Origin of the sequence: Bacteroides reticulotermitis JCM 10512, from assembly GCF_000517545.1 — a bacterium.
In the GTDB taxonomy this organism is placed as follows: domain Bacteria; phylum Bacteroidota; class Bacteroidia; order Bacteroidales; family Bacteroidaceae; genus Bacteroides; species Bacteroides reticulotermitis.
This window is the reverse complement of the sequence record NZ_BAIV01000016.1, coordinates 34961-59530: the sequence shown is the minus strand read 5'-3', so window position 1 is coordinate 59530 and position 24570 is coordinate 34961. Positions and strand designations below refer to the sequence as shown.

The following is a 24570-nucleotide window of genomic DNA, read 5'->3' as shown; positions in this document are numbered from 1 at the left end:
TAATTATTTTTTTTAACCGATTGAAATTAAAAAGAATAGGATTACGTATTTAAAAATAGATAAGGATAGGAGTTTATATATGCATTTTGGATTTTTTAAAATACAAGTTTGGTCAGCTCGCAAGCTGATTTATGGGCTTGTCTTCTTTGTACTGGTATTCTACCCCATTACACAGGCATCGGCCGACAAAAGTGATTATTTTTGTCAGTACGAAAGCGATTATTACTTGTGTGATGAAAAAAATAAATGTCTTCCTGATGATGATAATATAAGCTCATCCGAGCCAATAGTACTTCATTTCAGGGTGTCAAGTTCGTACCTTGATGCAAACTACATGAGCAACACCCGTTCATTGAACATTCTAAGACGTGCACTGTCTAACAAAGACTTCGTGGCAAATATCAAAAAAATTACTATTTCCGCCACAGCTTCTCCCGAAGGAGTATTGCCGGCAATAAAGTTTTGGCAGAGGATAGAGCACTTTCGTTAAAGAGCCATCTTTTGCAGAATTACCCCTTCCTCCATGCCGATGAAATTCAGACTTTTCCTACCGGTGAAAACTGGTCGGGGCTTAGAGAAATGGTAGAAGCAGACATCAATGTGCCCCATCGTGACGAAGTGCTCCACATTATCGACGGACCGTTGGATACCGAACAGAAGAAAATAGCGTTGAGCCGCTTGCCCGATAATGCCTATGGCTACATCATACAAAACATCTACCCCGACTTGCGTGGTGTAGTGGCCTGTATGATCTACTACAATAAGACCAACACCAACCCCATTGTTATTTACGATACCATTCGCGTGGCCGATAAACCGCAGATTATTGAAGTGGTTCGGGTAGATACCGTCTACATTGAGAAGCAAGCTATGGTTATGGAAAAGCTGGAGCCGAAGGACGAAGACCGTAACAGGAAAATCAGATATATAGCCTTGAAGACCAATATAGCCTATGATGCGTTGTTTTTGCCGAATGTTGCACTTGAATTTGCGCTCGGCAACCGATGGACGCTTGAAGTAGAAGGCATGTGGTCGTGGTGGAATACGGATGACTCTCGTCGTTACTACCATCGCATTCAGAGTGGCGGCATAGAAGTACGCAAATGGTTGGGTAGCAAATCTAAGACCCCGTTTACCGGGCATTACTTCGGATTGTATGGAATGGGCGGAACCTACGACATCAAGTACAATACCGATACAGGCTACCTGAGCGATTGCAGTTACTCCGCCGGATTGAGTTACGGATATGCATTCCCGATAGCCAAACGCCTGAATCTGGAGTTCGGCATCGGAGTAGGTTACTTGGGTGGAGAGTACAAAAAGTACACCTTCGACCCTGAATTCAATCGGTATCCGTGGCAAAGCACTCATAGCCGTACCTACTTTGGTCCCACCAAAGCGAAGATCTCCTTGGTATGGTTGATCGGAAGTGGAGTAAATGTGAATAAATTAAAAGGCAGAAGATGAAAAAATATATAATACTTATAATTTCCGCCTTGTGTGCAGTATCATGCAAGAACAAGAGTTTGTACTACGGAGAGGATATTCCGGCGAACAGACAAAAGGTCGACGTCGTGATCCATTGGAATGAAGACGATACGCGCCCTACGCAAGGCATGCGTGTCAATCTCTTCTCGCTCAATGAGATGAGCGCCTATGGCATGGACGACCTGGAGTGTGAGGGAGGAACCTTACACCTTCGCCACGGCTCTTGTCACATGACCTTGTGTTACAACTATCACGGCAACAATATTTATTTCCGTAACGAGGGACATAGCGACCTGATAGAGGCTTATTGCAATTCCGTAGTGCGGGCTACTTATTCCAAAACGTTTCCTGACGAAAGTACGGTAGCGGAGCCCGACGCCCAGTTTTACGTAGGCAAGAACGATGTTTTCGATGTGTATCAAAGTGATGAAAACCTTACGCTCGATCTTTATCCCAGCAATGTGATGCAGACCTATACGTTTGAAGTTCGAGGTGTGAGCGGTACGAAGTTTATATCTGCCACCCGTGGAGCTATATCCGGTATGTCGAACTCATACTACCTCAATTCGGGAACGCTGAGCACTACTGTATCTACATTATTGTTTAATGCAACGGCCGATGTGAGTGGAAGTATGATAACAGGCTCTTTCCGTACGTTTGGGCGGATAGACAATACAACCAACAATTTCACCATCGAGGTGCTCTATCCATCTTCTACCGGAGGAATCTTGCAGAAGACGTGGGATGTGACCGACCAGATATCCAATGGAACCAATTTCCATATTATTATCGAAGATTCCGGCATTGATGTGCCCGATGAAGGCGGCAGTGCCGGTGAAGGTGGAGGTTTTGAAGCCGACGTGGAAGAGTGGGAAGATGAAGTGATCGAACTTAAGTGAGAACTAAAATATATTATTGTTAAACCCAATTTTTTTAATTAAAAGACAAGATTATGAGAAAAAGTTTAGTAATGGCGGCAGTTGCCGCAATGGTTTTGGCTGGATGTAGCAAGATGATGGTTTGAATCCGAACGTTGATCAAGGCAACGGTACGCCTATTGCATTTCGTACAGTAACGAATAAGACGAGAACTACAGAAATGGATAAAGATAACATTGGCGACTTTAAAGTGTCGACAATTAAGAGTTCCAGCACTAGTTTCGATTTCGCTGACGACGTAATGAATGGCATGGCTGTTATTAGAGGAATAAATGCTAATACATGGAGTTATTCTCCCATTAAGTTTTATCCAGATGTTGCTGATGTATCTTTCTTTGCTTACAGTCCTTCTGGATCTGTAAATGTAACAAAATTCGAAGGACAGGCACTTAAGAAAGCAACGATTGCTTATACAGTACCTACTAGTAATGCTGATGCGAAAAAAGCAGAAGATTTTCTTGTGGCTAGTACAAATGTTGTAAAAGATGATTATGATGAGAATGTGATTCTAACTTTTAAGCATGCTCTTTCTTTAGCTACTTTTGAAGCGGTGAATGCCAATGATGGTGCTACTTTTATTGTTGAGAAAATTGAATTTTCAAATATGGGTAATTCAAGTACTCTAACAGCTGATGCTGCTACTGCTGCAACTTCGACTTTTTCGTGGGCCCAGCCAGCTCAATTAGACCAAAATAAAACTTATGCTGTTTCACTTCCGGAAGCAGGGATTTCTATTTTGCCTAATGGAAATGGGAAGTTAACTCCCGAAAAGGAAGGCTTGATGATTCTTCCTCAAGAGATAATTGGTACAACAAGGCTTATCATAACGTTTAGGGCAATAGATGGTGAGTATAAAGATATTTACGAATCTGGTAGTGTTAAGGAATTTGAGATTCCTACGAATGTTGCTGCCCCGGCTCTTTTCACTTTTGCAATGAATACGAGGTATCATTTTAAATTTACATTTGATGCTTTGAATGATATTAAGTTTGAAGTTAAGATGTCTCCTTGGGAAACTGATCAGACTGTTCCAGTACCAACTCCTTAATCCCTAGCTCAAATTAACTAGTTAGGTATAAACAGGCCGGGCGGGGTTGAATGTCCCTTCCCGGTCACAAGAAGACTGCACGTTGCAGCCAGTTCTAAATAGAGAGAACAAAATTTATGAATAACCAACCGAAAACTAGAAAAAGAAGGTTAGCTATGTATGCAGCCTTAATAATGCTTAGTCTGGTAGGTACTATAGGCATAGCTTCATGTACGTCGGACTCCGACGACATGGATCAACCATCCGGTGGCAATACTGCCATTGGCTTCGGCTTTACTTCCCAAGCCACCAGAGGAACTTCCACAGAAACAGCTGATTTAAAAAAGATTGGTGTTTTTGGCTACTCACATACCAATGCATGGAGCGCTGGTAATACCGCAGGCAATTCTCCCGACTACTTTCTGAATAAAGCCGTAATAAAGAAAAATGGCACTTGGGAGTACGATGGAGTAATTAAATACTGGCCGAGCGACCGCAAAGTTTCTTTCTTTGCTTACGCCCCTTATTCCGATGTAGAGGGCACTTTTGATGAAGTGTATCCCGATAGAGAAACCGATGTAGCATCATCACCCTATATCAAATACCTTCTGCCAACTGACGTCACCAAACAGATTGACCTCTTGTACGCAAATAAGCTTGATATGACCTATGCTACAAGCAACGCAGGTAAAGTACCATTTACCATGAAGCATGCACTGACCAAAATAGGTTTTACTGCCAAACGTGATGCAGCCGATGCAAATAGTTGGCTGACAGTAAAAGTGACCGCAATAGAATACAAATATATTTCAGGCATCGGAACTTTAAATTTGGAAGATGGAATCTGGGATGTAACTTTTCCCGCTCCGGGAGATAACGGTAGGTTTCCTACTTTTACTTTAACTCCCGACAAAGATGGCGGATTGAATCCCAATACTGTAGAGATAAAGAATACGCAAACCTCTACTGTTCAACTCAACACTAATGATGGTTACTTCTTGTTTATTCCACAACAATTGAGTGGAAGAGGTACAGGCATTGAGAATACCATCTTGAATATTTATTATGACTTAGTTGAAACAACCTCCGGGAAGATTATTTCAGAGCAAGAAGTGAAGAAATATGAATTAAAGGGTTTCTATGAAGCGGGAAAGAGTATCGTCTACAATATGACGTTCAATACATCGAGCAATGAAGTCGATTTAACTTTATCCCAAACAATTGTTGATTGGGTTACAGGAGCCACAATGCCCAATCAACCTGGTGGAGAAAATAGCTGGTGGTAAGAAACTAAAAACCAACAATTATGAGAAAAATAATCTATATATGTTTATGTTCTGTTGCCCTTGTGGGGTGCAGCAACAATGAAAACGTTCTCGAACCAGGGAATGTTGAGATGCGTATTCTGCCCCAAGTAGAAAATACTTCTCCGGCAGATACCCGTACCATCATTACCGGGACTCAGTTTCCCAGTGGTTCTTCTGTGGGTCTGGCAATCTACAACAAATCCACTACTAATCCGCACAGAACCGGTTATGACCGAATAAAAGCTATATACAGCGGTACAAATTGGGCGTATTATGTGGACGGAAGTAATGCAAGCACCCTTTTGCAAGGGTATAATAATACGAACTTAGATGTTGTGGGCTATTACCCTTACAACGACCTGGTGACAGATGTTGCTAAAGTCCCGTTTCGCATCGGAAATACCGAAGCAACCAATGAAGACTATATGTGGGCATACCAGCCTAATCAAGCAATGGGAACAATTCCCCTTACATTCAACCATCTGATGACCTGTCTTGAGTTTAGAATACGTAAGCTATATGCCGGGCCTAAACTGACAATTAAATCGATCGTATATTCGATAGCAGGTCGAAAATTTGTTGTGGCTGGAACCTACGATGCAAAGAACGGCAAGATATCTCCTACTATGACCGAAGATAAGTTTGGAGTCGTATTCGATAAAACAATCAAGCAGAGTATTGATTATCCCAACCTTAATACCGAAGTAGCCTCATGTGCGGTGATGATGCCTGAACTGATAGTTTCAGATGGAGGCGATGCTACAGTTTCGGCAACGATCGATTTTGATAATGAAACGTTGCACAACAATGGTGGAACCTATACATTCAAGCTGTCTGAGGTGGTAGATGGCTCTGGTGCAAAGGGATTACTTGCAGGTAAAAAATATGTAGTGGCAGTAGACGTTAGTAATTTTGTGAAGTATGCCGGTTTTCCTGTTTGTGTAGATTGGTTGGAAGATGCTGATGAAACGGTCACAATTCCTATCGAAGTAGAATAACCTCTTTGTATGATGATAAGACAATTAATAAATATGAATCGAATAAAATATATCATTCCAATAATGCTTCTTGCCTTTTACGCGTGTAGTGAAAGTGATGAGGTAGGACCCGTGCAACCTGAACAGGAATTGCATGAAGTTGACTACTCTTTGGCTACCCGATCCGATGTTTTTCCTAGCACAGGCGATACCTATTCTTTTATAAGTACGACTTCAGATAAATCGAAAAATCCGATTATAATAAGAAATGATAATTGGAGAGGATATTACGCTTACGATGCAAACCAAACCATGCTTGTGCCTGTGGAGAATAAGTCGGATTGGCCGCATCAATATCCGGCTGATGGTATTGTTCGTAGGAATGCCTCCGGGCAGAAGTTGGGAACATACGGGTCAACAAGTACTGACTATTATACAGCAATCTTTTATCCCGGAATTCCAATGTTTGCAAGTGGAACCTATTATGATGCGACTGGAATTACTCTCGGACTCCTTGGTGTATTTTATAGACAGTACAACCGCGATAAAAATAATAAGGTATACGTTTCCAATCCTTGGGATAGAGACATGCAGGACAACAATCCTGATGATCCGTTTAAGATAACTGTTGAAAGAAATTCTACGATATATACAGTAGATGCCGGAGTGAAATTATATCCCATTACGGCTGCCATTAAAGTTTATTTTTACTCGTCTACGGGTTTGGACTTTTCAATAAATCCATCCGGTGCCCTTCCAAGACTGCTCGATGTAGGAGCTAATGGTTGGTATAATCCCTTCCAAAGGCTGACACATATTAATTATAATAATGTGAATTATCAATATCATGATGAATTGGTGGCAGGAGCCAATATCAATAGTTATGCATATGCTTGGCGTCGGGGTACAAGTGAAGACAAAGTGCCTGGCAATTGTGATGTGGAATACGTGATTGACGACGAACCGCTGTATGCGGCTAGATATAAGTCTGGAAATAACTTTAATGGTACCGGCAGACCTTATCTGCGGACTGTCACGCTAGAAGTAACTGTTCGCAATAAGATATCCAGTAAGGATTCGAATGTCACAATTCCTTTAGAAATAGATATGGAATCTGGCAAGCGGTATTCATTCTATGTAGATGTGAAAGAGAATGTGGTTACTGTGACTTGGGATGTGAGTTGGCAGGTAGAAAGTGGCGGCTGGGAAGATGGTGGCGGCGGCGATGAAGAAGTCGGAGGTGGCACACTGGGCAGTTTTATCTTAAGCGGAACATCTCCGGGTTGGGAAGATGGTGGTGACGACAATGAGGAAGTTGGTGGAATATCAGGAGAAACTTTCCCCTTAGGCGGATCACCCGGAGAATGGGAAGAAGGAAATGAAGAAAAAGAAGAGAGTATAGGCGGATAGCATATAACTCTTGTATACATTTAAGATATAGAAGAAACTAAATAATAATTGTTATGAAAAAATTAAATAATTACCAGTTCATACTGCTACTGGGTGTTCTTCTGCTTGCTTCGTGCACTGATGATCGCTATGAAGTGAATGACTCCCGCCCTACGGGCGAAACGGTTGAAGTATCGTTTACTTATACGGTAGATAAGATGCTGAATGTTGGAGAAAACGATATTCCATTGAACGGCGATGGCCTGCTCACACGTACGGTACCTGAAGACTTAGATGGTAATGACGGTGCAAATGCAGAAGTCAAGAAAATGACGGTTCTTCAGTTTAACGAACTAGATCGTTTTATACGAAAGTCTAATGCAACCCTGGGAGCCGGCGGAGCAGTTTCAGTTGATTTAACACAATGTACAGGATTATCTAAAGTGATTGTGTTGGCTAATGCGCCCGCTAAATTTAGTGCGGTGACTCCAGAACTCGGTGAACAATTTGCGGTTGTTGCCAAGAAAGTAATAGAGTTGACTCAGGAGTCGGACCTTTATTATGTAGATCCGGATGACTCTAAAAATTATCTCTTTATGAGTGATATAGCTACAATCGACTTTACAGCTCCCCCCGCTGCGCTCAATCTTACATTCAAGCGTAATGTGGCAAGAGTCAATTTGAAGTTAGAATTGAGTAGCTTTACGTTAAAGTCTGTTCGTTTGCGTAATGTTCCCAAACAGATGCTTCTTGCCGATCAGGTATCCGAAAAACAGAGTTTAGTGCCTTACGATACTAGCACCGGAGAGAATATCTTTCCGTTTGAAAGCGGACTGATCGATTATGATGTTATTACCGACGTATCTGATTATCTAAATGCCGGAAAATATTCGTTCTCATGGTATGTTCCTCGTAACGAGCAAGGCGTAATCACTGCTGCTACTTCGAAAGAAAAGACGAAGGAGAAAAAGCCTTATGCTACTTATTTTGAGATTGTAGTTGAGGACAATACAGGTTATCAAGCCACTTTTAGCATCGTGCCTGGGGCGAACAATGTAGTCGACTATAACTTAATGCCCAATAAAGTATATACTACATCCCTTAAAGTTGCCGGATTGGGCGAAGATGATGACCGTATTAGTAATTTGACTACTTTTGAGGGTTACTCGAACTCATATATACTGAATCCTCCGGCTGTTGGTAAGAGAACATTTGCTATTCCCATCAAGCAGGTATATAAATATTGGAAAGGCACTGCTGCCGGATATGGAAATGAATCCTCTGTCCTTACAGGCACATGGGAAGTATCTCATTTGTGGAGTGACGTGACAGCTACCGGCGTAACTGTATCAACGAATAGCGGCTCTTTCAATTCTACAGCGGAAGATGGAGAGTTTGAAGTGAAAGTTGAATCAAGTGCGACCAACGGTAATTATATTGTTGCGCTGAAAGCTGGCGGCAAAATACTTTGGTCATGGCATTTGTGGGTAACAGATTATAATCCGGATGCTTTTACAGGACCCGTTGATCAGGCTATATATAAATATAAGGTTAATGGTGGCTATGTGGATCGTTACGGCTCTTTTGGTACTGGCGGGCTACCATGGAATCCAGGCGGAGGTTATGGAAATGGTGTTATAATGGATCGTTATCTGGGAGCGTTAAGTGATAAGCATGTATTTAGTAAGACAGGTAAATCGGGGCAATTATATTATCAATTTGGGCGCAAGGATCCATTTTGTCCTCCTTTGAGTTCGACCAATATAAAGACATCTGGGGCGCTGAAGGAAATCAAGGAAATAGTTCAAGAGCCTCAAGCTTTCTATACAATTTCAGTAACAACTTATGGGTATCAATGGACATCTTATGGGAGTTCGATTGAGTCTGGTAATATTTGGTACGATTCCTCTCTGGTGGATGAAAGAAGTATATATGATCCATGTCCTGAAGGATGGCAATTACCTACCAGTAATGGTTTCTTAGGCGACTTTAGAGCAGGCAATACTATGTATACAGGCACTAATCTGGCAGCAGCGAGTGGGGCAGGTCGTACAGGAGTAGGTGTACGTTATTGGCCAGGTGGGGATGCTGAAGCTTCAAATACTAATGTAGTTTGGTATCCGGCTGTGGGTTATATTTCGCACTGGAATACCGCAGGGCAGCCTAATGGAGCGCCTATTGGAGAAATAACTCAGGCTTATGATGCCGGTACATGTTATATGGCAAATACACATACCCATTTAGGTATTCATTTGGTTTATCGTCCTGAAACTTCCTATTTTGTTGCAAATGCTACAATTGCTCCATCTTCAGCTAACCCTGTGCGTTGTGTGAAAAAGGATGTAGCTGAGTGATATTACTCGAATGTGAGACTGTAAGAGTCTAATCAGATAAAACTGATTTTTAGTAATAGGGGCTATCCAACTTTTTGGACAGCCCCTATACTTTATATATTCAATCTTTACCACTCTATTTCCTAGGGCTTACAAGCGAGCCTACTTTTATAAAAGTGCAAGCTCTGCTCTACTGCTTCACCTCCAGCATAGCCCGCATTAACATTAGCAGGTTATCCTTCCACATGAGGAGGAATGCTTTGAAATCTTCCTCGTTCTCCGAAAACAACCACATCGTGAGTCGCTTCGTCAGAAAAGGGAACACCAACTGACTGTAAAGGGTGAGGAACAACATTTGCATCGGCACACGCTTGATATTGCCTTGCTCCATCTCTGCATCAATCACCTTGCCAATCTCGATTATGTAATTGTCGAGCGACAACTCACGCATGCTGCCAACCAAGTGCGACAGATCGCGGTGGATCTCGTTGACAATGAATCGGGGGACCATGGGATTCTCGAGAAAAACCTCCAGGTAAATGTCGACCACCCGCTCCAACCGTTCGAAGAACGGGATGTTCTGATTGAAAATAGACTGTACATGTGGCAAGACCTTCGCGATGATTTCGCCGAACACCGCCTGAAATAGTTTCTCTTTGGTACGGAAATAATAATGTAGGGTAGGGCGGTTGATTCCGATCTGAGCCGCAATGTCACTCATGCTTGTCTTGTCAAATCCATTTTCTACAAACAGTTGTTTGGCAGTCTCTATGATACGTCTTTCTATATGGTCTTCGTTGTTTGGCATAACGCTTATTTAAAATGATTAGTAAAAAGTAAGAGGCGGTTGGCAATGTTGACATCGCTCACGCCACTGTCGAAATCTAGCGAGAGCAGATTCATCTGTGGATAAAGCTCCTTGATTTTCTTCTCTACCCCTTTGGACACGATGTGGTTGGCTATGCAGCCGAATGGTTGCAGGCTGATCACGTTGTTCACCCCGTTGCGGGCATACGAAACCACCTCAGCAGGCAGTCCCCAACCTTCGCCGAACTGTGCCGAGAGCGATATGATCTCCCGGGCGTGACGAGCTTCCTCGAAAATGTCGGTAAACGGTGTGAAGTGGCGGAACTGTGAAGCGAGCCGATTGACCTGCTTCACTTTTCGGGCAACAAGGGCGTAGGCGGCATTGGCGAGGAACTCCGGCATACGGCTCTTCTCCACATGCGTCTCTTTCCGCACCTTGCGGTTGACAAATCCTTGCATGAAGAATCCCAGCATAAGGGGAGGTTTCACTTCTATGTTGCGATGTGCCAGATAATCGACCACATTCTTATGCGCGAAGGAGTTGAACTTGAGATAGATCTCGCCTACAATACCCACTTTCGGCAGTTGACGGTCGACAACGGCGGCGTCGTTGAACGATTTGGCCGCTATACCGATCAATTCGTATAGCTCACCGATCTTATTACGCCGAATGATGTCCTGCGCCACGGTAAGGTAATAGTCGCGTAGCCCGTCGGCTACTCCCGGAACGGCTTCACGTGCCAGCGTAGCATAGTAGAACTGGGCAATACAATCCGCATAGAATACGATTCCCAAAGCAAGCGGGAGCACTTTAAGCCACGGAATGTTGAAGCCCGGTTGCTCGTTGGTCACATCGCCGCTCATGGCTACCGAGAGCACAGGCACTTGCGGGTATCCGGCATCGATCAACGCTTTTTTGATCAGGGCGATGTAGTTGGTGGCCCGGCATTGTCCACCGGTCTGTGTGATGGCAACCGCTGTGTTCTCCAAGTCATAGCGGCCGGAGACAAGCGCTTTCACCAAGTCGCCCACAATGAGCGTGGCGGGATAGCATACCTCGTTGTTGGCATACTTCAAACCATATTCCGCCGACTCGGTATCGCTCACGGGAAGCGTCTCGAAATGGTAGCCTGCCACTTCGAAAGCCGCTGGAATCAGTGGAGATACAAAACCGGTGAAGAAGGGTACAAGGATCGTTCGCTTCCGGTCGGCACGCTGAAACTTACGGGTGGTAACAAACGGTTGAGCCGCATGCAACTGCTCGCCGCGTTGGTTGTATTTCAGACTATCGACCAGCGAACGCACCCGTAGCTTGATCGATCCGATGTTGTTTATATCGTCTATTTTCAGCAGTGTGAGTGATTTGCCTTTGCGGTTGAGAATGTCGCGCACTTCGTCGGTCAGGAAAGCGTCGGGCCCGCAACCAAACGAAGTCATCTGCACAAAGTGCACACGTTCGTCCCGGTCGGCTACCCAGGTAGCTGCTTTGAGTATGCGATTGACATACGCCCATTGCTGCACCATGTGGCTCTCGTCCACTTGAATGGAGTGGTCGCCCCGAACTAAGTCATCGCTCACCACATTGACACCCAGCGAAGCGATCATTTCGCCTAACTTATGTTGTATCAACGGATCGGCATGGTATGGACGTCCGGCGAGTACGATGGTAATCTCGTCCTGTTCGCGGCTGCGGTCGTAGATGTTCCGGTTGAGTGCTACCAATTGCTGCTCGTAGCGTTCTTGTTCTTTCACAGCCCGTTGGAAGGCAAGTGGAATAAGCGCCCGGTCTATGCCGATGGAAAGCAGGTATTCGGTGCACGCCTTTTTCAGGTTGTCTTGTCGTTTGAACGAGATGGCGGGCGAATCGAGCGGGATTTTCATCTCGGTAACGTTTCGTATCACATCGGAATAACCTGTCACGATGGGGCAGTTGAAGCTGTTGTCTTCATGCTTGCCGTCTCCTTTAGCGAAAACCACGTAAGGCATGAAGATGCGGTCGACTTTCCGGCTGAGCAAATCGTCAATATGACTATGCACAATCTTGGCGGGAAAGCAGATGTTGTCCGACATCACAGCATGCACATGGGCTTCATAGCGCAGGAAGGTGGAAGGCGATGAGAGTACGACTTCCATACCCGCTTCGGTGAAAAGTGTATGCCAGAACGGATATTCCTCGTACATATTCAGGCAACGGGGAATACCGATGGTAGGAGCGTTGGGCGGAGGCGCTGCATTGCGGTCGAAAAGTAAATTGTACTTTAGCGGATAGCTGTTTTCGCCGGTTTGCCTGTCGGCTCCCCGGTTAGAAAAGATGCGCTCGCATTTGTTGCCCGACACGTACTGATTGCCATTCTCAAACTTATAGCGCTGCATATAACAATGGTTCTCGCAACCGCTGCACCGGCTATTCCGGCGTGTGTACTTGGCTGCCTGAATGAGATCGGGCAGGCTGACGTCGTGCTGCTCGACAGCATTGAGCGCATAGAGTGCACAGCCGTATGCACCCATCAGTTCGGGGCAAGAACTCCGGTGTACTTTTTGTCCGGTGAGTTGCTCGAAGGCGCGGACTACGGCATTGTTGCGCATCGTTCCGCCCTGTACTACGATATGCTCGCCCAATACGGCGGCATCACGCAGTTTCAATACCTTATATAAACAGTTCTTTACTACGGAGTAGGCGAGTCCGGCGGAAATATCGCCTATCGAAGCCCCTTCGCGCAATGCTTGTTTCACTTTCGAGTTCATAAATACCGTGCAGCGTGTGCCCAAATCACGGGGATAGTTGGCTGTACAGGCCATGCGGGCGAACTCTTCTACGGGATAACCTAACGAACGGGCGAAGGTCTCGATGAAAGAACCGCAGCCGGACGAACAAGCTTCGTTCAGTTCCATGCGGGAAATGACTCCTTTTTCTACAAAGATGGCCTTCATGTCTTGTCCGCCAATGTCGAGTATAAACGATACGTCGGGCGAGATTCGGCGTGCTGCCAGGTAGTGGGCGATGGTTTCGATGGCTCCGTTGTCGAGTTTGAACGCTGCTTTTATCAGGTCTTCGCCATAGCCGGTGGAGCAACTGCCTTTTACAGTGACGTCTACTCCGGCAAGGCGGCATTGTTCGTGCCATGCTTCCAGTCCTTTGGTCACCGTGCGGATGGGGTCGCCTTCGTTGCTGCGGTAATATTGGTAGACTATGCGTCCCTGCGTATCGATGGCTACAATTTTAGTGGTGGTGGAGCCGGAGTCGATGCCCAGATACACTTCCGTCGGCATGTGGTCGGCATAGGTTATGTTGTTGCGTTGTTTATCGGCTGTCTACGCATCCAGTTCGGCTTCGTCGGTGAAGAGTTGCGGCAGCGTAGGCGCAGAGGAGGAGACAGGCTGATGTGCCAGCGCATCCACTTGTTGCAACAGTTGCGAAATGTCGTGCTCTACTTGGTGAGAAGCGCACAAGGCTGTGCCATAGGCCGGTATGAGTTCGGCTTGAGGCGGAAGAATAAATTGTTCCTCCGTCAGGTCGAGGTAGTCGGCAAAGGCTTTACGCAGGGAAGGTATGAACGATAACGGTCCCCCACAAAACAAGATGGGAGGGGTTACTTCGCATCCGTGCGAAAGGGTGGTTATAGTTTGCACGGCTACCGCCCGAAAGATGGAGGCGGCAATGTCGTACCGGCTCACGTTGCGGGCCATGAGATTCTGTATGTCGGTTTTGGAAAACACACCACAGCGTGATGCGATGGGATGTGTTTGTTGTGCCCGGGCGCTTAACGCGTCGAGTTCGCTGACTTCTACTCCAAGCAGGATGGCCATCTGGTCGATAAATGCCCCCGTGCCTCCGGCGCAGTTACCATTCATGCGAAGGTCGGTGGCTTCGTTGTCTTTAAGATAGACTATCTTGGCGTCTTCGCCACCGATGTCGATCATGCTGCGTACCTGCGGATAGAGTGTGCGGACATACGTGGCGGCTCCTACTACTTCTTGTACAAAGGGGATGTTGAGACGTTCGGCAAGTCCCATACCTACCGATCCGGTGAAACTAACCGAGAGTCTGCGGTCGCTGTATTTCTTTTCAATGGCGCGTAGGAATTGCTCCACAACACCTGTGGCATCGGCATTGTGTCGCTCGTATCGGGTAAGAATAGCTTGGTTGTTTTCGTCGAGTAAAAACATTTTTGCCGTGGTCGAACCTACATCGATACCTAGTCGTATAGCTCTGTTATCTTCGTGCATATCTATTTTTAGTTAAGTGGAACATAGGTATGTAACACGTGTGTTTGACAGTAGTGTCAGATGCAAAACTATAAAGATTTATTTCATAGACAAACTTTATTAGTTTTATTTAACTATTTTGTTTGTGTAAATAGTTGACGAAGGTAGACGGTCTCACCATATGTTTTTACGCGTGCGAAAAGAGAGTTTGATGGTTTGGAAAAAAGATCAGGTTGAATTTTAAAAAGATCAGGATGTTTTATCGAAAAGATCAGGTTGAATTTAAAAAAGATCTAGCTCTTTTTTCTCAAATGGATTTGGACAAATAGACAAAAGGCCCTTATGACCACCTATAAAAATGATATTGATATCTTTTTTCTGTTAAGTTATTGATTATAAGTGTTTTGCGTTCTTTATGGGTGCTTCGTTAGTTTTGTAGCTGAGAATGGAATTTACCTGAAAATAGCAGGTGAGCCATGATGTATTTGTAGGTATATGCGCAGTCGGCAGTATATGAATGTCTTGATTTATTGAATATAATAAAGAGGTGTGTCCCCTAAGTGCATTTTTGAAGTAAAATAATATATACTTATTTATAAATGAATAATTGATCGTATTTTTCATTTTCGGAAAAATGCGTCAATGGGATTTACCCAATTTAGATATAGTTATATAGGCCTTTTGACCATTTGTCCATTCGGTAAAGAATGATCGTTGATGAATAAAAGGAATTTAATTTCTTTGTAATTTTAAGATAATCAATACTTTGATAATTATATTGTAATCTTATTTGATTTTACGTAGTGCTGAATCGATGCGAAATTGGCGTAATTTGTCTTTTTCAAAAACGGAGGAAAATGCTGCTAAAAACAGCTGGATAAGATGGCGAATGGTTCCTTTTATTACTTTTTTACTACTTCTTAAATTCGTACAATTAGTAGCCACCACTTTTTGGGACGATTGGCACGTGGGAGAGTAGCGCAGCCAAACCCCGAAAAACGGAAGAAAAAACGCTGAATTATGCGGAAATCTAAACTATTTGATTATTTTTGTCTTCTAATATATTCTAAAACAATAAATGTATATGGGAACAGTAGCTATTCTATTGATTATACTGGCGGTAATCGTCATTTTTTTAATTGCAGTTTATAACAATCTGGTGAAGTTGCGCAACAATCGTGAAAATGCTTTTGCGGATATCGATGTGCAACTTAAACAACGTTACGATTTGATTCCCCAATTGGTGGAAACAGTGAAAGGTTATGCCAAGCATGAGCGGGAGACGTTGGCTCGGGTTATTGAGCTGCGTAATCAGGCTGTGTCGGCTACCACGATTGATGGTAAGATTACTGCCGAGAATCAGTTGTCGAGTGTGCTTTCGGGTTTGAAAGTTACGCTGGAGGCTTATCCGGATTTGAAGGCTAACCAGAACTTTCTGCAACTACAGGAAGAGATGTCCGACATCGAAAACAAGCTGGCTTCGGTACGTCGTTTCTTCAACTCGGCTACGAAAGAGCTTAATAACGCTGTACAGGTGTTTCCTTCCAACCTGGTAGCTTCGATGTTTGGATTCCATAAAGCGGAAATGTTTGATCTAGGTACGGACCGTGCTACGTTGGATAAAGCTCCGACGGTAAGTTTCTAGGCCTATGACTTACGTAGGAATTCATACCCAGCAGAGCAGGAACAATACGAAAACGGCTCTGCTGCTTTTGATGTTTCCGGCACTGATCTTGCTGCTGGTCTATCTTTTCTTTTATGTGATCGCTTTCCAAAGCACGGAAGAGGTGCAACCGCATGAGTTGGCTTTGAACGGATTGTTGCATACGGCTCCGATTGTTTTCGGCGTCGTAGCCGTATGGTTCCTGATCGCATACTTTTTCAACACAAGCATGATTCAACGAGCTACGCAGGCTCATACGCTGGAACGACGAGATAATAAACGGGTTTACAACCTAGTGGAGAACCTTTGCATGTCGCAGGGAATGGAGATGCCGAAGATCAATGTGATTGAGGAAAATTCGCTCAATGCGTTTGCTAGTGGGATTAATAAGAAGAGTTACACGGTCACGCTGACGCGTGGAATTATCGATACGCTGGATGATGCGGAACTCGAAGGAGTTATCGCTCATGAGCTGATGCACATTCGTAACCGGGACGTCCGCTTGCTGATTGTGTCGATTGTATTTGTGGGGATTTTCATGTTCATCGCGGAAATCGCTTTCCGAATCGCCGCGACATCATCGTGGACTCGTGGACGTGATAAGAATAATGGCGGGGCTATCGTGGTCATTTTGCTGATCGCCTTGCTTGGTTGGTGGGGTATTTCTTCTCGATCTTGCTCCGATTCGCAATTTCACGGAAGCGTGAATATATGGCGGATGCCGGTGCGGCGGAAATGACGAAGCAACCACAGGCTTTGGCTTCGGCCTTGCGGAAGATCTCGCAACGCCCCAAGGTGGAATCGGTGGAACGTGAAGACGTTGCCCAGCTTTTTATCGAGCATCCGGCTAAGGGTGGGATACGCGGATTGTTCGCTACGCATCCACCCATTGAAAAACGAATCGCTATTCTGGAACAATTTTAATCGAAATGTGTTGTAGTGAAAATAATTTCGCTGCAACATGAAGCATTTTTTTATAGAAACTTTACGACGGTACGGCCCTGTTTCCAAAGAAACGGAACAGGAGCTGTTGCCGTATGTGCGGCATTGCTTTAAGAAGAAGGGGGCTTTGCTGACCCGAAAGGGACAGATCAACGATCGTCTGTATGTAATGGAGAAGGGTATCACACGCTTCTACTATTACCGGGGCGATAAAGAGATTACAAGTTGGTTTTGTACCGAGAATATGACTTCGTTCACTTCTTCGTCTTTCTTCGCGCACCTGCCTTCGGATGAATATCAGGAGGTGCTGGAGGATTCTTCTATCTATTATATATCCAAAAAATCGTTGAGCAAACTCTATAAGACCAATCTCGAACTGAGCAATATCGGACGGAAGATTGTTGAGGAGTATTGTCTGGCGTTTGAAGAGCGTATTGCTTCGCTGCACGCCCGAAGTGCGAAGACGAAGTACACGGCATTGATCGCTGACTTTCCGGAACTGTTGCAACGAGTTTCGTTGGGACATATCGCTTCTTATCTCGGTGTATCGCCGGAAACACTCAGTCGGATTAGAAGAAAAGTCTGATTTTGGTCGCTTTTTGATAAAAGTCAAAATCTTGCGTGCCAATCTGCCGTATCTTTGCTAACGATAAATAAATGAGTAAGATACTCTTAACTGAGTAATGATTCTATTGTTTTGAATAAATGTTCGTAAATTGGTATCCGCAGCAAAGTGATGCTGTGGGTGTATTAAATCCCTTTTTGTTTAATTAATACTACAAAAACACTTTTCCTAAACTAGACCTGAATAGCAACGTCGATTCTCGACGTTGCTATTCTTTTTTGTAGTTATTTCAACGGTTCTTATTGAAAATATATTATATTTGTCTGCTAACCTGAATATTTAGTAAAATTGAGATAGATGAAGAATATATTTAGAAAAAAAGGAAACTTCCGGAATGCCATTTTTGTGTTTCTAATCGCTTTCTCTGCTTTTCTCGCATTCGAACCTTTGTTTGCCAGTTTGAAACAGAATGCAGCTCAGGAGTTTGCTTCGGCCATCTTCGGGACTATATTTGCTGCCGTTATCACCATGGTGCTACTGAGTAAACAGACCGAAACGGAAGAAGAAAAGAGCCGGAATGAGAAAGTCTTTGAGGAGAAATTGACGCTTTATAATCTGGCTATTGATACACTGCAGGATATATTTAAAAAAGCAGATGATGACAATCAGGTGGAAATGAAGCGGTCGGACTTGGTCGATTTGGAATTTATTCTGGCGAAATTGATTATGATTGCGGATGAAAAGACCATACATGAATTTCGGATGATCTATCAGGCATTACGCGAAATTACGAACCGGAAACCCGTTTGCTTCGACTGACCTCCGCAGATAAACATACCATATTCCGCTTCTCGGATTATTGCCGTAAAGAGTTGGGACTGTGGGACAAAAACATCGAAGCGGAGATTCTGGAAGATATTGTGTTGGACGGTGAGTTATTCTATCATCTGCAAGAAGAGGAGCACTTTTCGCCCGACATATTAGGTACGCTGAAAGATATTTATGGTTTTCTGGTATTCAACTTATCGATCCCTCTGCAGCAGGTTACTTTTGGGGCGGATGGCTTTGAGGTATCTCGCAGTGATAATGAAAAAGAACCTTTTGTGAAGTGTAAGCTCACCGACGAAGGCCTGGTTGTGACATTGAAAAATACGAGTCATAAATTAAAGCATTTCAAATACGATCATGCGAATACGTTGCGTATCGGCAATAAAGACCGAACTAAGTTTCTGGAGGATTTCGCCAACCTGAAAAAGGCGTTGATTTTGAGCAAAAATAGTTGATCGATAAGGCTGTAAAATATAGATAAGTGGTTGGAACATTGAAAAATGGTATTGTTGTGATCTTGTGCGCTGTGTGTATCTGTTCGGCAGGTTATGCGCAGGATGAAAAAGCTTTTCTGCCTAAAGTAAGTTACACAGGCGATGTGATAAACAATTTCAGTGGAGGTGGCAGGCGTTCGTTGCAATACATGGGATTGCTCGACGTAGGTTTTCAGTTGAATACAGAAGCTGCCCGCTGGTGGAAAGGTGGGACGTTTAGTGCGGAGGTGCTAAGTACGCATGGTAAGGGAGTTTCCGCCACAACAATTTATGATATGCAGGCCATCTGTAGCATCGAAGCGGGCAACCATGCGTTGCTGGCGTGGGAGTTATGGTATCATCAGCAATTAGGCCGATTCGGTATTCGAGGAGGTTTGATGAATATCACGGATGATTTTATGTGTCAGCCCTTTACGGATGCTTTTTCGGGCAGTTCGTATGGCACTTTCCCTACATTGTCTCTCAACTATTCGCTGCCTAATTATCCTACTGCCGGATTAGGATTGGCTGCCTCTTACCAGATCAATGCGAACTGGTCTGCGTTGACTGCCTTGTTCAACGGCCGGGTGGCGGATATTGATGAAGATCGTTTCAACATGAAGTGGCGTGCTAATCCACGCAAAGACGGAGTTCTGTCCATGACCGAACTGAAGTATGTTTCCGACTCGACACAGTTCCCCGCTCATATGTTTGGTATAGGAGCGGTTTACCACAATAAGAGATTCCCGTCGATTCGAGATGTCGAGCGCAGTTATGCGAACAACTATACCTTTTACGCCTTTGGCGAGCACGATTTTTATCAGCGTGAGGGTCGAACGGCAGGTGCTTTTCTGCAAGGTTCGTATGCGGTGAAGAACCGCAACGTTGCGTATGGCTATTCAGCTGTTGGTTTGATAGCCAGTGGTTTCTTTTCGCGTTCGCGCACCGATGTCGCCGGCATTGGGCTTACTCAACTATATTATCAGTCGGCAGAGGAAGATGGTGTCCGGGACCGGACGGAGCATACGATTGAGGTCTTTGTGAGGTATAATCTGAATAAGTACGTGACCATCAAACCTACCTTCTATACAATCTTCTCGCATCCCAAAACGGTTGTCACGGCGGCTATGGTGGAGTTTGGTATTAATCTGTTCTGAACTCGTTTTTCTGTAAATAAACACTTCCTTGAGGATTTTTATTTAAGTAGAATAAAGCCGTATCTGTAGTGTGCGCTACTTGCTTCGAATTGAAATAAATAAGCATAAACTATACGTATGTTTGGCTTTTGGGAGGAGCTGGTGTCTTTTTGTCTGATAAAAAGACTGAAAAATAAAGAGATTGTATTTTATTTTTATAAATTTGTACGCTTTTGTTTTTCTCCGGTATTACTTATATCTAACATTAACGCACGCAAACTATGAAGTATTTAGGTTTATGTATGGCAGTCTTTTGCTGTCTCACGGTCAAAGCTCAACAATTGCAAGGCTATATATTCGATCAGGCGAAAGAACCTGTCGAAGGGGTGGCGGTTATGTTGCAAACCGTGGACTCGGCGTTTGTCGAAGGTACAATAACGGATGCCAATGGTCTTTTTCGGTTGACGAATCGTCCGGCAAAGTTTCGGTTGAAGTTGCAGCATTTGGCTTATCAAACAAAATTCGTGGAGGAAGGAATGTTACGAGATACGCTTTATCTGGAAGATAATACGGAGTTTCTGGATGAGGTGGTGATTAAGGCCGAACGCCCGTTGGTACGCGTGGAAGATGGGCGGCTGAGTTATGACCTTGCTGCTTTGTCGCAACGGAAATCTATCAGCAATGCGTACGAGGCTATCAAAGAGTTGCCGGGTATCAGCGAGAGCGATGGTGCTCTTTCGTTGGCAGGTGCGGCGAGCCTGGCGGTTATCATTAACGGAAAGCCGACTACAATGACTGCCGGACAACTGGAGACTTTGCTTAAAAGTACGCCGGTTGATCGTATCGAGAAGGCGGAGGTGATGTATAGCGCCCCTCCTCAGTATCACGTTCGGGGTGCTGCGGTGAATCTGGTGATGAAACGGGCTGCAACTTCTTCGTTTCAGGGTGAAGTGAAAACAGGATATAACAATCAGTATTACAGTTCGGGGTATATGAACGGGAACTTCCGGTTGACGACTCCTCAATATGCTTTCGATTTTATGTATAATGCCGGGCAGATGAAGGGCTTTACGCATATCAAAACGGAGTCGAATCACACGCTGAAAGATAAAGTCTATGAGATTCGGCAGGAGCAAAACCTGTCGGAAAAAGGTTGGCAGCATGATTTACGTGGAGCTTTTGAATACAATCTACCGGAGAACGGTTGGTTGAGTCTGGCGTATACGGGAAGTTTCTCTCCATCGGACAAAGGAGACAGCCGTACGTCGGGAAGCTATCAGGAGAGTCATGTATCGCGGCAGGGTGACAGTTGGATGCACAATGTGGCGGCTTCCTATCGTTCGGGCTTCGGATTGGACTTGAACATGGATTATACTTCTTATAAATCGGGCAAAGAGCAGCATTTGAAGAGTACGCTTCGGGATGAACAGGCGAACTCTTTCGACTTGTCCGGTGAGCAAACTATTTATCGCTACTCATTCATGGCAGATCAGAAACATGAATTGGCGAATAACTGGAAGTTGGGATATGGAGCAGCTTATGCATTGGTGAAGGATGATGACGCGCAGACTTATTCGAATGTAGCGGGTGATTTGGAAACACAGAACACTTCGTCGAAATTGGAAGAGCACACAGCTTCGTTTTATGTAAATGTGGATAAGAAGTTGTCCGAACGCACTACTTTCTCTGTCTCAGGCACGGGCGAATACTATACGATTGGCGATTATCACAAATGGTCGGTATATCCACAGGCATCTCTGACGTTTATGAGTTCGCCGGATCAGATCTTTCAGTTTTCGTTGTCTTCGGACAAAGCATATCCGAGTTATTGGGATATGCAGTCGTCAATTACTTATTTGGACGGGTATGCGGAGATACACGGAAGTCCGGAGTTGCGTCCCATGAGTAGCTATAATGTGAATGCGAATTATATTCTGAAGCGGAAATATATTTTCACGCTATTCTATACCCATAAAAAAGATTTCTTTACGCAGGCTGCCTATCAGGCTACGGACAGACTGGCACTTATCTATAAAACGCAAAACTGGAATTATATGCAAAACTGGGGCGTGAATGTAATTGTTCCGTTCAAAGCCGGGAGTTGGTTGGATTCGCGTTTCAGCGTTGCCGGTTTTCTGCTGAAAGAGAAGTGCGATGATTATTTCGACATTCCGTTCGACCGCAGCAAGTATGTGACGTCGCTCTCTTTGAAGAATAATTTCCGGGTGTCTAAACATATTAGCTTCGATTTGGACGCTAGTTATCAGAGTCCGGCTATTCAGGGTACTTATGACATCGAGAATGTTTTCAACCTAACGGTTGGTGGTAAGTGGATATTCTGTGGCGACAGGGCAACGCTGACTCTCCGTTGTACGGATTTGCTCGAACTGGGGACACCGAAAGCTACGATTGCGTATAAAGGACAGAACCTGATTATGGATTCCGGTTACTACAATCGCCGGGTGGCTGTATCGTTCAGTTATAAGTTTGGCGGATATAAGGATAAAGATCATAAAAAAGTGGATGTATCACGATTTGGACATTGAGTGGACTCCCTCAAAATCAATATTTAAGAAGCCGTTTGCTGACTGTACGATTACATGCTGCAAACGGCTTTCCGCTTGTAAAAAATAACCTCATTGAAGCTATCTGATCAAATTAATTGATAAGCAAAGAAATGCAATTACTTGTGAATTTGACTTAATTATGTGGCTTTATTGTATGAAAATAGTTGAATGTTTCTAATTTTACTTTACTGAACCTGCTATATACTAGAAAAATGAAAGATAATGAAAGACATATTGAAGAGAAATTTCAACGTTTTTTTAAAGCGAAATTTCCTCAAGTGAAGAATTTTGCCCGCATGTTACTTAAATCGGAAACAGAAGCGGAAGACGTGGCTCAAGACGTGTTTTGCAAACTTTGGTTGCAACCTGATACCTGGCTAAATAATGATAGGGACTTGGATGGCTATCTTTTTATTATGACCAGAAATATGATTCTAAATATCTTTAAACATCAACAAATCGTGCAAGAGTATCAACAAGAGGTGCTGGAGAAAACAGTGCTTTATGAACTCACTGAAACGGAAGATATACTGAAAAATGTCTATTACAAAGAGATGTTGATGGTTATCGGTTTGACGTTGGAGAAAATGCCGGAACGCCGCAGGATGATATTTGAAATGAGTCGCTTCAAGGAATTAAGTTATAAAGAAATAGCGGAACAACTGAATATTTCCGTTCGCACGGTAGAACATCAGGTCTATCTGGCACTGATTGAATTGAAGAAAATCCTCCTTCTTCTATTTTTTCTTCTTTCTTTTTAAGTAGTATGTGTATTTGGGGTGTATTTAATATATAACGATAGAAAAACAATGAAAAATTATATTCAACAAATTATCGATTTATTCAGTCGCAACGATTATTCAGCGAACACGCAAAAGAAGGTGCGCCAATGGTTGGCGGACGAAGAGCACGCTGAAGAAAAGAACGAAGCGCTCGGTATGTTGTGGAACAGGGCAGGTGAAGAGAAAGCTCCCCGCAATATGCAACAATCCGTGCAGCGTATGCAACGGAATATCGGTATGAGGGAGGCCGTTACTCCCGGCAGAAACTATCAGTTGCGTATATGGCAGGCGGTGGCTGTTCTTTTGTTGGCGGTGTCTACTGTTTCGGTCTATTTGATATTGGAACACGATAATGAACCTAAAGATTTAATAGAATATTATACGCCTACGGCTGAGGTACGGGAGCTGACATTGCCCGATGGTACGCGAGTGATGCTGAATTCTAAAACTACGTTGCTCTATCCGGAACAGTTTAATGGCAAAACCCGCAGTGTGTATCTGATCGGGGAGGCTAATTTCCAAGTACAGCCGGATAAAGAACATCCGTTTATTGTGAAAGCGAATGATTTTCAAATTACGGCTCTGGGCACGGAGTTTAATGTAAATGCGTATCCGGAGAATGACGAACTGATAGCGACTTTACTGGAAGGTAGTGTGAAGGTGGAGTTTAACAATCTGGCTACGCATGTTATCTTGAAGCCGAATGAGCAGTTGGCTTATAATAAGCATACGCAAAAGCATAGCTTGGAATTGCCTCAGGTGGATTATGTAACTGCTTGGCAGCGGGGCGAACTGGTTTTTAGCAATATGCATCTGGAAGATATTTTTACGAGTCTTGAACGTAAGTTCCCGTATACGTTTGTGTATAGCCTGCACAGTCTGAAGGATAATACGTATAGTTTCCGTTTCCGGCAACAGGCTTCTTTAGAAGAGGTAATGAAGATTGTATCGCAGGTGGTGGGAGATTTCAGTTATGTGATTAAAGGAAATAAATGCTATATAAACAATAATAAATAAAATAATTGTATAACCTATAAACGAATAACCTATGTAAAAAAACACCCGGAAAGAATGGCCGTTCTTTCCGGATGTGAAATCAAAATCTTTTAATACTAGCGCGTCTGGACGCAATTCTGAATGTT

Annotated in this window: 16 protein-coding genes and 2 pseudogenes; 16 read left to right on the top strand and 2 right to left on the bottom strand. The window is 44.0% G+C overall.

From position 1 onward, the window contains the following. Positions 1-501 precede the first annotated feature (501 nt). From JCM10512_RS11105 to JCM10512_RS11075, 7 genes are all read left to right on the top strand, one after another. Positions 502-1467 carry a DUF3575 domain-containing protein gene (locus JCM10512_RS11105; protein ID WP_044163056.1) on the top strand — a complete coding sequence of 322 codons (966 nt, stop codon included), beginning with the start codon at positions 502-504 and terminating at the stop codon, positions 1465-1467. Continuing rightward, positions 1464-2387: a DUF5119 domain-containing protein gene (locus JCM10512_RS11100; protein WP_044163054.1), complete on the top strand. Its 924-nt coding sequence runs from the start codon at positions 1464-1466 to the stop codon at positions 2385-2387. Before JCM10512_RS11105 ends, JCM10512_RS11100 begins: the two co-directional genes overlap by 4 nt. Positions 2388-2586: 199 nt before the next feature. Continuing rightward, complete coding sequence (locus tag JCM10512_RS11095) at positions 2587-3474, top strand: fimbrillin family protein (protein WP_158332212.1); 888 nt, start codon at positions 2587-2589, stop codon at positions 3472-3474. Between the two features lie 155 nt (positions 3475-3629). Next, on the top strand, positions 3630-4739 hold the full coding sequence (locus JCM10512_RS11090; protein WP_044163050.1) for a fimbrillin family protein: 1110 nt from the start codon (positions 3630-3632) through the stop codon (positions 4737-4739). A 20-nt stretch (positions 4740-4759) separates the two neighbouring features. After that, the gene (locus tag JCM10512_RS11085) at positions 4760-5758 is read left to right on the top strand and encodes a fimbrillin family protein (protein WP_081741288.1); all 999 of its coding nucleotides are present in this window, start codon (positions 4760-4762) and stop codon (positions 5756-5758) included. Between the two features lie 33 nt (positions 5759-5791). Continuing rightward, positions 5792-7147 carry a hypothetical protein gene (locus tag JCM10512_RS11080; protein ID WP_148298376.1) on the top strand — a complete coding sequence of 452 codons (1356 nt, stop codon included), beginning with the start codon at positions 5792-5794 and terminating at the stop codon, positions 7145-7147. Positions 7148-7200: 53 nt separating this feature from the next. Continuing rightward, positions 7201-9480, top strand: coding sequence for a DUF4906 domain-containing protein (locus JCM10512_RS11075; RefSeq protein WP_044163045.1), 2280 nt, complete (start codon positions 7201-7203; stop codon positions 9478-9480). A 169-nt stretch (positions 9481-9649) separates the two neighbouring features. Here the strand turns inward: JCM10512_RS11075 and JCM10512_RS11070 are convergent, their stop codons facing one another. Beyond that, complete coding sequence (locus JCM10512_RS11070; protein ID WP_044163043.1) at positions 9650-10267, bottom strand: TetR/AcrR family transcriptional regulator; 618 nt, start codon at positions 10265-10267, stop codon at positions 9650-9652. Between the two features lie 5 nt (positions 10268-10272). Continuing rightward, a pseudogene (locus JCM10512_RS11065) lies at positions 10273-14493 on the bottom strand (acyl-CoA dehydratase activase). A gap of 1063 nt (positions 14494-15556) precedes the next feature. On the opposite strand from JCM10512_RS11065, the gene JCM10512_RS11060 reads away from it, so the two are divergent. From JCM10512_RS11060 to JCM10512_RS11020, 9 genes and pseudogenes are all read left to right on the top strand, one after another. After that, positions 15557-16117, top strand: a complete 561-nt coding sequence (locus tag JCM10512_RS11060; protein WP_044163150.1) for a LemA family protein — start codon at positions 15557-15559, stop codon at positions 16115-16117. Between the two features lie 4 nt (positions 16118-16121). Continuing rightward, positions 16122-17059, top strand: a pseudogene (locus JCM10512_RS11055) (M48 family metallopeptidase). A 37-nt stretch (positions 17060-17096) separates the two neighbouring features. Then, positions 17097-17663: a Crp/Fnr family transcriptional regulator gene (locus JCM10512_RS11050; RefSeq protein ID WP_044163041.1), complete on the top strand. Its 567-nt coding sequence runs from the start codon at positions 17097-17099 to the stop codon at positions 17661-17663. A 336-nt stretch (positions 17664-17999) separates the two neighbouring features. After that, positions 18000-18461: a hypothetical protein gene (locus tag JCM10512_RS11045; RefSeq protein ID WP_044163039.1), complete on the top strand. Its 462-nt coding sequence runs from the start codon at positions 18000-18002 to the stop codon at positions 18459-18461. Next, on the top strand, positions 18449-18925 hold the full coding sequence (locus JCM10512_RS11040) for a hypothetical protein (RefSeq protein WP_044163037.1): 477 nt from the start codon (positions 18449-18451) through the stop codon (positions 18923-18925). Before JCM10512_RS11045 ends, JCM10512_RS11040 begins: the two co-directional genes overlap by 13 nt. A gap of 38 nt (positions 18926-18963) precedes the next feature. After that, positions 18964-20100: a carbohydrate porin gene (locus tag JCM10512_RS11035; protein ID WP_148298375.1), complete on the top strand. Its 1137-nt coding sequence runs from the start codon at positions 18964-18966 to the stop codon at positions 20098-20100. Between the two features lie 260 nt (positions 20101-20360). Then, entirely contained in the window at positions 20361-22625 is a 2265-nt protein-coding gene (locus JCM10512_RS11030; RefSeq protein WP_044163033.1) for an outer membrane beta-barrel family protein, read from the top strand. 233 nt (positions 22626-22858) lie between these two features. Then, complete coding sequence (locus tag JCM10512_RS11025; protein ID WP_044163148.1) at positions 22859-23407, top strand: RNA polymerase sigma-70 factor; 549 nt, start codon at positions 22859-22861, stop codon at positions 23405-23407. A gap of 48 nt (positions 23408-23455) precedes the next feature. Beyond that, the gene (locus JCM10512_RS11020) at positions 23456-24445 is read left to right on the top strand and encodes a FecR family protein (protein WP_044163031.1); all 990 of its coding nucleotides are present in this window, start codon (positions 23456-23458) and stop codon (positions 24443-24445) included. Positions 24446-24570 lie beyond the last annotated feature (125 nt).

Coding starts and splice junctions, on each gene's coding strand:
- JCM10512_RS11095 (WP_158332212.1), top strand. CDS start 2,587: ATGGATAAAGATAACATTGGCGACTTTAAAGTGTCGACAATTAAGAGT.
- JCM10512_RS11085 (WP_081741288.1), top strand. CDS start 4,760: ATGAGAAAAATAATCTATATATGTTTATGTTCTGTTGCCCTTGTGGGG.
- JCM10512_RS11075 (WP_044163045.1), top strand. CDS start 7,201: ATGAAAAAATTAAATAATTACCAGTTCATACTGCTACTGGGTGTTCTT.
- JCM10512_RS11100 (WP_044163054.1), top strand. CDS start 1,464: ATGAAAAAATATATAATACTTATAATTTCCGCCTTGTGTGCAGTATCA.
- JCM10512_RS11045 (WP_044163039.1), top strand. CDS start 18,000: ATGAAGAATATATTTAGAAAAAAAGGAAACTTCCGGAATGCCATTTTT.
- JCM10512_RS11070 (WP_044163043.1), bottom strand. CDS start 10,267: ATGCCAAACAACGAAGACCATATAGAAAGACGTATCATAGAGACTGCC.
- JCM10512_RS11025 (WP_044163148.1), top strand. CDS start 22,859: ATGAAAGATAATGAAAGACATATTGAAGAGAAATTTCAACGTTTTTTT.
- JCM10512_RS11030 (WP_044163033.1), top strand. CDS start 20,361: ATGAAGTATTTAGGTTTATGTATGGCAGTCTTTTGCTGTCTCACGGTC.
- JCM10512_RS11050 (WP_044163041.1), top strand. CDS start 17,097: ATGAAGCATTTTTTTATAGAAACTTTACGACGGTACGGCCCTGTTTCC.
- JCM10512_RS11020 (WP_044163031.1), top strand. CDS start 23,456: ATGAAAAATTATATTCAACAAATTATCGATTTATTCAGTCGCAACGAT.
- JCM10512_RS11060 (WP_044163150.1), top strand. CDS start 15,557: ATGGGAACAGTAGCTATTCTATTGATTATACTGGCGGTAATCGTCATT.
- JCM10512_RS11090 (WP_044163050.1), top strand. CDS start 3,630: ATGTATGCAGCCTTAATAATGCTTAGTCTGGTAGGTACTATAGGCATA.
- JCM10512_RS11080 (WP_148298376.1), top strand. CDS start 5,792: ATGAATCGAATAAAATATATCATTCCAATAATGCTTCTTGCCTTTTAC.